This window comes from Chloroflexota bacterium (genome assembly GCA_026710945.1).
Classification (GTDB): Bacteria; Chloroflexota; UBA11872; order VXOZ01; family VXOZ01; genus VXOZ01.
In genome coordinates, this window is record JAPOQA010000018.1 from 24,637 (window position 1) to 36,016 (window position 11,380).

The 11,380-nt window shown below is 59.3% G+C and carries 8 protein-coding genes; 4 read left to right on the plus strand and 4 right to left on the minus strand.

All coding sequences use genetic code 11. The annotated features are described in order from the left end of the window. Window position 1 precedes the first annotated feature (1 nt). Both OXE05_03375 and thrC read left to right on the plus strand, forming a co-directional pair. Window positions 2–1,321 (plus strand): homoserine dehydrogenase, encoded by a 1,320-nt coding sequence (locus OXE05_03375; GenBank protein MCY4436357.1) that lies wholly within the window; start codon window positions 2–4, stop codon window positions 1,319–1,321. Window positions 1,322–1,418: 97 nt separating this feature from the next. Beyond that, window positions 1,419–2,504 carry a threonine synthase gene (gene thrC / locus OXE05_03380; protein ID MCY4436358.1) on the plus strand — a complete coding sequence of 362 codons (1,086 nt, stop codon included), beginning with the start codon at window positions 1,419–1,421 and terminating at the stop codon, window positions 2,502–2,504. 215 nt (window positions 2,505–2,719) lie between these two features. Here the strand turns inward: thrC and OXE05_03385 are convergent, their stop codons facing one another. The 4 genes from OXE05_03385 to OXE05_03400 all read right to left on the minus strand — a co-directional run bounded on the left by OXE05_03385 (window position 2,720) and on the right by OXE05_03400 (window position 6,086). Then, entirely contained in the window at window positions 2,720–3,973 is a 1,254-nt protein-coding gene (locus OXE05_03385; protein ID MCY4436359.1) for a tetratricopeptide repeat protein, read from the minus strand. A gap of 39 nt (window positions 3,974–4,012) precedes the next feature. Then, window positions 4,013–4,906, minus strand: a complete 894-nt coding sequence (locus tag OXE05_03390; protein MCY4436360.1) for an acetamidase/formamidase family protein — start codon at window positions 4,904–4,906, stop codon at window positions 4,013–4,015. A 495-nt stretch (window positions 4,907–5,401) separates the two neighbouring features. Further along, entirely contained in the window at window positions 5,402–5,827 is a 426-nt protein-coding gene (locus OXE05_03395; GenBank protein ID MCY4436361.1) for a retropepsin-like aspartic protease, read from the minus strand. Further along, on the minus strand, window positions 5,814–6,086 hold the full coding sequence (locus tag OXE05_03400) for a hypothetical protein (protein MCY4436362.1): 273 nt from the start codon (window positions 6,084–6,086) through the stop codon (window positions 5,814–5,816). Before OXE05_03400 ends, OXE05_03395 begins: the two co-directional genes overlap by 14 nt. A gap of 414 nt (window positions 6,087–6,500) precedes the next feature. Here OXE05_03400 and recJ point away from each other — a divergent pair, with 414 nt between their 5' ends. Together recJ and OXE05_03410 are read left to right on the plus strand one after the other, a co-directional pair. Further along, window positions 6,501–8,231 (plus strand): single-stranded-DNA-specific exonuclease RecJ, encoded by a 1,731-nt coding sequence (gene recJ / locus OXE05_03405; protein ID MCY4436363.1) that lies wholly within the window; start codon window positions 6,501–6,503, stop codon window positions 8,229–8,231. 19 nt (window positions 8,232–8,250) lie between these two features. Further along, window positions 8,251–10,668 (plus strand): bifunctional (p)ppGpp synthetase/guanosine-3',5'-bis(diphosphate) 3'-pyrophosphohydrolase, encoded by a 2,418-nt coding sequence (locus OXE05_03410; GenBank protein MCY4436364.1) that lies wholly within the window; start codon window positions 8,251–8,253, stop codon window positions 10,666–10,668. Window positions 10,669–11,380 lie beyond the last annotated feature (712 nt).

The following is an 11,380-nucleotide window of genomic DNA, read 5'->3' on the forward strand; positions in this document are numbered from 1 at the left end:
GGTGAATGACGATAAGACCATAAATATTGGGTTGCTGGGCCTTGGCGTCGTCGGCAGCGGCGTTATGCGCATCGTCCGCGAGAAGGCCCGCGTGCTTGCCATGGAAACGGGCCGCGATCTGCGCGTCAAGAAGATTCTGGTGCGAGACATGGCGAAAGCCCGGGAAATCAGCGTCGAGCCGGCGCTATTGACAACCAATCCCGCCGAAATTCTGGAAGACCCATCGATACACATCGTGATCGAACTAATCGGCGGCGTGGAACCGGCGTACACGTACGCAAAGCGTGCTATACAGGCCGGCAAACATCTGGTTACGGGCAATAAGGACGTGATGGCAAACCACGGGCCCGAACTCCTGCGCCTAGCCAATCAGCAAAACGTCGACATTTACTACGAAGCGAGTGTCGGCGGCGGCATTCCGCTGATCGGCCCCTTCCGTTCAGACCTGGTCGCCAATGAGATTCATGCAATCTACGCCATTATCAACGGCACGACGAACTATATCCTGACCCGCATGTCCCGAGAAGGCGCCGCTCTTGCGGATATGCTGTCGGAAGCGCAGAATTTGGGCTTTGCCGAGGCCGACCCGACGAAGGACGTGGAGGGCATTGACGCCGCCTACAAACTGGCAATCCTGACGTCCCTGGCCTTTCGCACTCAAGTTGACCCCGCAGCCATTTACCATGAAGGCATCATGCAGCTTGAGCCTGCAGACTTCCGTTACGCGGAGGACCTTGGCTACGTGATAAAGTTGCTTGCGCTTGCCCGCCAAGACAACGGCCGGTATGAAGCGGCGGTCCACCCGGCCCTAATTCCGCAAGCCGCGCCGCTCGCCAGCGTGGAGGGCGTGTATAATGCAGTGTACGTCGTGGGCGATCTGGTGGGAAACGTGATGTTCTACGGTCGCGGCGCGGGCTCGGAGCCGACGGCCAGCGCCATAGTCGCCGACGCCATTGACGTGGCCCACAACATAATTAGCGGTGTAACCAACCGTATTCCGTATGCCATTGATGCCACGAAGTCGCTAAAACCGATTGACGAGATCGAAACCCGATTTTACTTTCGGCTGTGGGTCGCCGATCAACCGGGAGTGCTGGCCAAAATTGCGGCTATCTGCGGAGAACATCGCATAAGCATTGCTTCCGTGATCCAAAAAGAAGCCGACCCGGTCAATCAAACGGCTGAGCTCGTTTTTACTACCCACGATGCCTATGAGCGGGCCATGCAGGCTGCCGTGCAAGACATTGCGGCCCTGGAAGTGGTGAAGAGAGTTGCCGGCTTTCTCCGCATTGTGGACTTGGGTGAGCCGGTGCGTACATAGCGAAAAGTATCAGAGCAAACCAGTGGCAGGTCTGCGCGATTCTGCCGCACACCTACCTTAGCCGGATTTTGTTCCGGAGGAGTCAATCTCTCGCCGCGTGAATACAGCCGAGGCAAGCAATAAAATCCCCGCCGGCCGCAACTTGCTGGCGCACTACCGCGAGTACCTGCCGGTAACTGAGCGGACTCCGCTCATCAGCCGGGGCGAGGGCTTCACGCCGCTCGTGCGCGCCCACGCCCTGGAAGAGCGCGTGGGGTGCGCGGAGCTTTGGCTGAAGCTTGAGGGCTGTAATCCCACCGGTTCGTTCAAAGACCGCGGCATGGTGATGGCGGTCGCCAAGGCGCTGGAAGAAGGCGCCGAGGCTATCATGTGCGCATCCACCGGCAATACGAGCGCGGCCGCAGCCGCATATGCCGCCGCCGCGCAGATCAAGGCAGTGGTCGTGGTATCCGCAGGCAAGATCGCCCTGGGCAAGCTCGCCCAAGCCCTAATCTACGGCGCGGTGGTCATTGCCCTGGACGGTACGTTCGACGATGCGTTGCGTATCGTGCGCGAGATTACGGCCCGCAACCCCATCACGGTGGTCAACTCCATCAACCCCTACCGGCTGCAGGGACAGAAAACAGCGGCCTTCGAATGCAGCGACGTACTGGGCGACTCGCCGGATATTCTCGCGATCCCGGTCGGCAACGCCGGTAACATCACGAGCTATTGGCTGGGCTACCGGGAGTACCACCGGGCCGGACGCACAACCCGCCTGCCGCGCATGTGGGGCTTCGAGGCTGAGGGTGCAGCCGCCATTGTAGAAAACCGGCCCATCGCGAATCCCGACATCGTGGCGTCGGCGCTGCGCATCGGCAATCCCGCCAACTGGCAGCGTGCCGTGCGCGCCCGCGACGACTCCGGCGGCCTGATCGATACGGTGAGCGACCCCGAGATTCTGAATGCATACAAACTGCTGGCGGAGCGTGAAGGCGTCTTTGCCGAACCGGCATCAGCCGCCTCGGTCGCCGGCGTCATGAAGCTGGCCGCCGCAGGCGAGGTCAAGTCTTCCGACCGCATCGTCTGCGTGCTCACCGGCCACGGCCTCAAAGACCCCCAAATCGCCCTGGACGTGGCGAAAGACGTGGTTCCGGCCCCGAACGACGTACGCGAGGTTGAGAAGATCCTCGCGCTGCGGTAGTTCCTAGTCGGCTGGCACAAGTCTTGCGAGTCCTGGTCGACTGAGAGTCAGACTCTTCAAATTCCGTGAAGTCTCGGTAGTTCGCGATCGCGAATCAGACACTGCCTACTGGGATGGGGAGTTCTCTCAGTATCAACTGCCAGTGCCGCGCCACGCTCTCAGCACACGACAACTCTTGGCGCAATCCGGGAAGACTTCACCAACCTACGCACCGTCTAACAGGAAAGCGCCTGTTTCCGGGCCTCGTCGCGGTTGGCCTCGCTGGTGCGGCCCATGGCGCGGTAGATTTGGGCGCGGATGCTGAAGACGTCGCGTTCATTGGGGCCGGCTTCCGCCGCAGAATTGGCGTCGGCCAGCGCGGCGTCGAGCCGGTTCTTAGCCAGAAAGACCTTGGCGCGTCCTACGTAGGCCCAACTCGCGTGATCGCTCAGTTGCAGGGCTCTATCCGCGTCGGACTCCGCCGCGTTGAGATCGCCGAGGCCAAGCTTCACCAGCGAGCGGGTATCGTAGCACTCGGCGCATTCGTCATCGAGTTCAATTGATCTGTTGGCGTCTTCAAGGGCTCTTTCATACTGGCCGGCCTTGGCGTAGGCCCAGGCGCGGGCGTTGTAGCCGAAACTGCCCTCCGGCGCCATATCGATCTCCCGCGTGGCATCGGCGATGGCGTTCTCGTACTGCTCCAATGCCAGGTAGACGGCAATGCGCGCCAGATACGCCCCTGAGAAATTTGGCACCATCTCCGTGACGATATTTGCATCCGCCAAGGCGTTCATGCAGGCGCCTACCTTGATGCCCAGATACGCGCGCACGCGGTAGGCCTCGGGGTTTCCCGGATCGAGGAGTATCGCATCGTCAGCATCCTCCAGCGCCTTTTCGTATTCGCCCATGGCCTGGTACACCTTGGCGCGGGTCAAGTAGCGGTGGGCGGTTTCAGAATCCAGCGAGATTGCGTAGTCGGCGTCATCCAGCGCCGATTCGTAGTTCTCCTGCAGCAAGTAGACGTTCGCGCGCATACCATAGGCATCGGCCATGCCGGGATCCGCTGCGATTACCGTGTCGAGGTCTTCCAACGCCTTGCTATAGCGATCGAGTTGCACGGCAACGATGGCCCGAACCAAACGGAATTGCGGATTCTCGCCCTCCAGCTCTACGGCGCTATCCAATTCCCGCATGGCGCCGTTGAAGTCGTATTCGTTGATGAACTCGATTGCGCGCGTGAAATGCTCCTGCGCCGCCACTTCCGTGCCGCCGCGCATGTTGGCAACCGTCTGCTGTTGGACGGGCTGCAGGAAACGGGGATAGATGACAAAGGCAAAGAGCGCGACGACTACAATTATGCCAACAACGATGATGCCGAGGGTGCGTTCGCGCTGGGTTTTTCGTCGCAACTCCGGATCGTCGGCGTCTTGCGGGCCGCGCGCGGGCCGTACGTCATCTTCGTTTTCGTCCGGGGGAATCTGCTCGCTCATGGCATCCTCCACGCCATCGTGATAGGAACTGCGCCGGTATCACTCTCTTGCTACTTTAGGAAATTCTACCCAAGATGTCACGTCCAGGCCGCAGTTGGCGGCTTGACCGATCCGCACGTCGCCATAAGCGCTAATCAGCATGAAGCCCTCATGGTACGGCACATTCAGTTGCCGCGAGAGCAACCCTGACATGTCCGCCACCGCTTCACGTGTGGCAACTTCCAACGTCTCGCCGTGCCCGTACGTGATCCAGGACTGATCGGTCTCCCACCACACTTTCTCCCAGCCGGCATTCTTCACCACGTCAATTTGCACCGTCACGTCGGCTGAAATCTCAATTGCGCCGCCGGTCGACTCCGCATCACCCATAGACGCGTGCACGTCGCCCAGGCCGAATTGCGCGCCCGGCACCCACACCGGCAGGTGCACCACCGTGCCCTCGGCAATGCTGTTGCAGTCCATATTGCTCCCGTTGATGTCGGGGTCGGCGGTGTAGACGACGCGATCAGGTAATGCAGTGCCGACGACGCCGACCATCGGGCGTGCAGGCAGGCAAATGCCGTTATCGAGAACGAGGGTGTCGCCTTGCACGTCTACGATGACAATCGCCGGTGATTCTGCCGCGTCGGCCAGAATGCCGAATCCCGGCGTAAAGCGCAGGATACCGGGAGGTACCAGCGCAATCTCTTCAATGCGAACGTTGAGTCCGTCCCCAGGCATCGCTCCGCGCACGGTGACCGGTCCGCACGCCGGATTCGACTCACGGGTCTTACGCACGGAGAGGTAGAAGTCCAGGTCTTCTCGCCGCTTGATCCGTCCGGTAGAGGAATCATGGGTCTCAAGCGTGAGCCGGTCGCCGGATGCTATTTCAGCTATCGCTGGCACGTCCTTATCGAAACTGTACGTATAGTTTTCACGTGCAATTCGTTGCATCGCTTGCCTTTCAAATCCGACGAGGCGCTCCGAACGCTGTTGCTACGACAAGAGCTTGTTCAATACGGCGACAATAGCATAGATTGCCAAACTATGCCTACTACCACGCATCCGTTTGCGGGGTGGATTCGTGGCATGAGAGGCGTGCGCGCTGCCATTCTCGCACCTGCGTGTGCTGGGAGCGAATTGGGCCGTGGGCCCCGGTACGGGTGCCTCGCCCATCGGTCCGGAGACCGCGACACCAGTGATCGCGGCAGGTTCGCTATGCCGATCTGCCATGCGGGCGCGTCTGCCTACGACCCACACAGACGCCCTGCAAACACTCGTCGAACCATGAAAGTCTCTAGCCGGCAGGAGAGCGGGCCCGTGAGATCTTACTACCTGGAAAGACGAGGGAATAACGAACTTGACTTGATTCTTGGGACGGCAATTGGCAGTCCCCGCCGGAAGGCGGGGTCTTTCAATCCAAGGCTTGTCCGGGGAAGAGGGGCTTAGCTAAGAACCTGGTTTGGGGAATTCTATTAGCACTTTTCCAGTGTACCCCTCGTAACGCAGGTGCAAGTTGCTTAGCAGGTTTCTTCCTATGAGGACCTTGCAGCTGAACCCGTTTTCTTCAAGGGGCAATCCACCGAACTCATCACGCCAAGCACACTCCAACTGTGGTATGTAAATGTCTGCCATATAGAAAGGCGTAACTCTTTTCTCATGCGCCCCAACAAGCTGCCGAGAGTCTGTTTGCTTGAGGCTTAGGCGCTTTGCAAGTTCTAGGTCAATGCAGCTGTAAGTTGCGCCGGTGTCCAGAAGTGCTGGCATTGGACAAGTGTTTATGAGTTTGGTGTCAAAACCAATCATTACTTCGATCTGTGGGCCATCTTGGACGAGGAGGTCTTTGTCCATAGGCCCAATGTCAGCGGTGAGCAACTTTGCCTCCCCCTATCAAGGCGGAAACCGGAAGGTGCTCCGGGTAGTTTCTGACTCTCCGAATCAAATAGGGGTCATCGCCATAGGCTTCCATCGCTCCGTCGGCGGCATCGGAGTAAGTGCCGTAGAAGCCAGCCAGTCGCCGGTCATGGAACACCACCCACTCTCCGAAGTGATTGTCCTCTAGCTCCTTGCGCATCTCATTGTACGCAGCGATGTTCTCATCCAAAGAAGCAGCAGGATGTGCACCGGCAGCCACGATCCTATCCTTTCACGTTTACTCCTTTACGTCCCTTCCGCTAACACTAGCATACCATAACTTCCAAGCGGGGCAAGGGATCTCCATGAGTCGCAAAGTTTGGGGATAGTGTGGGGTTTGCGCAGCATTTGTGTAAGCTCTTGCGCTGTTGAGTGCACATTTAGCGTGTTTCGCACAATTCGACTTCAACGATTGACAAGTCGGACGATCCCTAAACTAACCTCGCCGCTTCCCATCTACTTCTTCCCAAAGACTCCCCGCTGCCACCCACCACTACAGCGCGGGATTTGACTTGTCACAAACATTCAAGTCAGGTTCGTTAGTCCCATAGTCTGCGCTCAGCATGTCCCTGCAGTGGCGCGTGGTATAATACAGGCAACCAACTGACTGATTGACAAACCAGAAAGACACTCTATGCTATCTCCCCGCTACCGCTGGCAGGTAGCGCCTCTCGCTCCGGTGACGCTCTTTAATTCCTTGCCAACGTGCAATCGACTGGTAGTGCAACTGCTCTTCAATCGCGGCTACAGAACACCCGAAAACATCCAAGGCTTTCTCCAGGGCGAAGATGTGCGGGAGAACGATCCGTTTCTCCTCAAGGGTATGGACGCAGCGGTCGCCCGCATTCTCGAGGCAGTGCGCAACCGTGAGTGTATTGGGGTGTTTGGGGATTACGACGCGGACGGCATCAGCGCCGCCGCCATTCTCCGCGAGGCGCTGGACCATCTCGGCGCAAAGGTCGTCGTCCGCTTGCCACACCGCGTTACGGATGGCTACGGGATTACGGACCAGTCGATCGAAGCGCTTGAGGCGGAGGGGGTTGGGCTGCTCGTAACAGTCGATTGCGGCATAAGTGCCGTCGGCCCGGTGGCTCTGGCGAAGCAACGAGGGATGGATGTGATTGTGACGGATCACCACCAGCCTCCACCGGAGCTCCCCGCAGCACACGCCATCATTAATCCCTGGCTGCACGACTGCCAGTACCCATTTCCGGAACTCTGCGGGGCCGGTCTGGCATACAAGCTGGCCTGCGCGCTCCTTACCGCGGTGGGATTGGTCGGCGATGCGGTGTCCGCCACACTTACCGAACTCCGCGCATTTGCCGCCCTTGCAACCGTCGCGGACGTTGTGCCTTTACGCAGCGAAAACAGAGCAATCGTTACGGCGGGCCTCGCGGCGTTGCGGGATACCGAGCATGCCGGCTTGTGCGCGCTCATGCAGGTTGCCGGTGTGGATCCGGCGACAATCAATAGCCGCAGTATTGGCTTTGCGCTGGCCCCGCGCCTCAACGCGGCCGGACGGATGGCCCATCCCCGCCTTGCTTACGACCTATTGACGACAAAGGACCACGCACGCGCCCAGGTCTTGGCCGCAGAGTTGCAGCAGCTCAATCAGCTTAGACAGCAAGAGACGAAACGTCTTGTCGCCGACGCGCAAAGTCAAGTTGAACCGGCCCAGCAAGACGAGGCCTTGCTCTGGGTCGAGGGCGAGGATTGGCCGACCGGAATAATCGGCCTGGTGGCCGGCAAGCTCTCCGAGGAATTTGGCAAGCCGACGCTCGCCGTTGCCGTAGGCGACGCCGAAGCGATTGGCTCTTGTCGCAGTATTCAGGGTTACGACATCGCCGCTGCGCTTGCCGCACGGGGAGACCTCATGCGGCGCCACGGCGGCCACCCCCAGGCTGCCGGGTTTGCGGTTGTAAATGAACGGCGTGCCGCCCTGCGAGATGCGCTGCAGGCTGACGCGCGCCGGTTGCTTGAGCCCACCGACTTGCAGCCGCGACTAGATATTGACTGTCAGGTAGCGGCCCACAAGATGGACCTCAACCTTCTTGACGAAATCAACGTCCTCTCCCCCTTTGGAGCGAGTAATCCGGAACCGCGCTTTCTCAGCCGGAGCCTCGCATTGAGTGGTACGCGCGTTGTCGGCACCAACCACCTCCGCACAACTTTTGCGCTAAATGGCACGTCCATTACAGGTATCGGCTTTCACATGGCAGACCGCGCCCGGGGGCTGAGCCAGGGGCAGACCCTCGATGTGGTATATTCGTTGCAAGAGAATACGTGGGGCGGCTTTTCTCGTCTCGAGTTTGTCCTGCAAGACTTGCAGGCAGCTAACGCTGACCAAAGTTCGAATGGCGAGTGACACAATATAGGGCTATCCGATGGCACTGGCACACTCCGCCACGTCACCCGACGAGACCCAATTACGCACGGTCGACGAACTGCTCGCGGCTGTAGCCGCGTATGTGAGCGGAGAGCCCGACGCGCGCAAGCAGGAACTCAACCGCATTCGACAGGCCTTTGCCTTCGCCGACCGCGCCCACGAAGGGCAGGTACGCAAGTCCGGCGAACCCTTTGCGCAGCACCCCCTCTGCACCGCGCTCCTGCTCGCCGAAATCCGCATGGATACCAGCACCATTTGCGCCGGTCTGCTCCATGACTGCGTGGAAGACACCGACGTAACGCTGGATGACGTGAGTACTCAATTTGGCGACGACGTGGCATTGCTCGTGGACGGTGTTACCAAGCTCACCCAGCTCGACTTCTTGAATCTGGAAGATACCCAGGCCGAGAACCTCCGTAAGATGTTTCTGGCGATGGCACGGGACATCCGGGTGGTGATCGTCAAGCTCGCGGACCGCCTGCACAACATGCGCACGCTGGCCTATGTTGAGCCGGAACGGCAGCGCCGCAAAGCCCACGAAACCCTGGAGATTTACGCGCCCCTCGCCAATCAACTCGGTATGGGTCACTGGAAGTGGCAGTTGGAGGACGTGGCCTTCGCCGTGCTCCATCCGGATGTCTATCGGCAGATTGAGGCCACCTTAGCGGAGAGATCCTCGGCGCAGGACACGGTTCTGCAAGAAGCGCTGCAGACCCTCACGCACGAACTCAAGCGCGCCGGCATTCAGGGAGAGGTGACCGGCAGGCCGAAGCAAATTACGAGTACGTGGTTCAAGATGCAGCGGAAGGGCGTGGGTATCCAGGAAATCTACGACCTCATTGGCCTGCGCGTCATTGTCAGCACCGTGCAACAGTGCTATGCCACGCTCGGTTTAGTGCATACCCTGTGGAAGCCGATACCCGGCCAGTTCGACGACTACATCTCGGTACCAAAGTCGAACAACTATCGTTCATTGCACACTGCCGTCATGGGACCGCGCGGCCAGCCGGTGGAAGTGCAACTGCGCACCGAGCACATGCACCAGGAAGCTGAACTGGGCGTTGCCGCACATTGGCGCTACAAAGAGGGAGCGCGGGGTGGAAACGTGGAAGAACGCCTGGCCTGGCTACGCCAGTTGCTGACCTGGCAGGAGGAACTCTCCAGCGCGCGCGATTTCGTTGAGACCGTCAAGGCCGACATCTTCGAGGACCAGGTCTTCGTGTTCACGCCACGTGGAGATGTGAAAGCCCTGCCCGCCGGTTCCACGCCAATCGACTTTGCCTATCGCATTCATACCGACGTGGGACACCGTTGCATCGGCGCCAAGATCAACGGCCAAATCAAGCCGCTCTATACGGAGCTTCAGAATGGCGACGTCGTCGACATTCAGACGAGCAAGTCGCCGAAAGGCCCCAGCCGCGACTGGATCAACGTCGTCAAGAGCAGCCACACCCGCGAACGTATTCGCCAGTGGTTCAAGAAACAAGAACGCGCGGAGAACGTCGCGCGGGGCAAAGACATGCTGGACAAAGAGATCCGGCGCTTGGGGCAGGGCGACCTGAACAGCGTGGATGAGGCGCGCGTTCGCACGTTGTGCAAGTCTTTCACCTTCAACACGGCGGAGGACCTCTTTGCGGCCATCGGCTACGGCGCCATTTCCACCCAGCAAGTGGTCACGAACCTGAGTCGTTCCAGCGAGCAAGCGGGACCCGCTCCTGTAGAGCCGAGTTTTCTACCTGCGGAACCGCGAACGGATAGGACGACGGGTACGGTGCAGGTGATGGGCGAGGGCAACATGCTTACCCGTCTCGCAACCTGCTGCAAACCGTTACCCGGCGATCACATTGTCGGCTACATTACGCGCGGGAGGGGCGTTACCGTACACCGCCGGGACTGCCGCAACGTGCACAGCGTAAAGGACAAAGAACGCCTGGTGCCGGTGGATTGGGGCGATCAAGTATTATGTCATGACGCGCGCAATTTGCCGCTTCACCTGGCGCAGTGCTGCGGCCCCCAGGAAAATGACAAGATCAAGGGCTACATTGTCGATGGCGGGGTGGAGGTCCATCGCAGCGACTGCCGCCGCGTGCGTCAGAATGGCCCGCCGGGTACTCTCGCCGATGTATCTTGGTCCCGCGCGAGCAAGCAACAGACCCTCTATCCGGTAGCCCTGCGCGCCGAGTGCATGGATAGACCGGGGCTCCTGCGCGACATTAGCACCGTCGTGACCGAAGAGAAATTCAACATCAATGCCGCCAATGTTCACACCGACGGCGGCACGGCCACCATTACCTTCACGGTCGAGGTAACCGGCGTGGGCGGACTGGCCGATCTCATGGCCAAAATCGAACGCGTCGGCGGTGTCGTCAGTGTGCAGCGTGACGTGCGCACCGACCGGCCCCAACGAGATAGCTGATTTGAGGATTTACGCAGTACCAACCACTGAGCTCCTCAAGATGTGGTCAAAGCGTGGCCCGGCGCTTTGTCCTTCGCTTGGGTGGTACGCTTGCCGGGCAGTAGGACATCTTCATTGCCTGGCTGGCGGCAAGGGTTGAACTACCTGGCGGAGGTCTGGCGGCTGGTACCATGGTATGCATGGCAGCCCCGCGCAAGCCGAAATCCAGCTTCTTTTCGGCGCGAAACTCTTTCCCCGATTTTGCTATACGTTGGTACTTCTTGCCGTTTCGCCGTATAGATTCCCGCACTTGCAGAAGTGATGGGTAGCAGATCGTCGGCACGCCGGATTCTTTTTTTCTTGCGCATTGCGTCGACTTTGGTCCAGCCCAGGCAAGATGCGCAATGTCCTCGCCTGCAATTGTCGGTTCGCAATGCTCTTTGCAAGTGGGGAACACCGCTGGCTACTGACGCAAGGCCCATAGCTATGGCATAGAGTTTTCGTAGACTCGGCAAATTCTGTGGTCTGGCAAAACTGAGCATCTGCACTACAGACTGTGCAAGTCGGATGCGCAAGTCTCCCCTCACCCCAACCCTCTGTATAGACCAGAGAGATACTTAACGGGTGTGCGCAGACATACTTTACACAGTATGGCACTCTTTCTGAGTAAAGAAGGAGGTGCCTCATGCCTTGGAAGGAGAGTACTGTTGTGGATGCTAAGCGTGAATTCGTC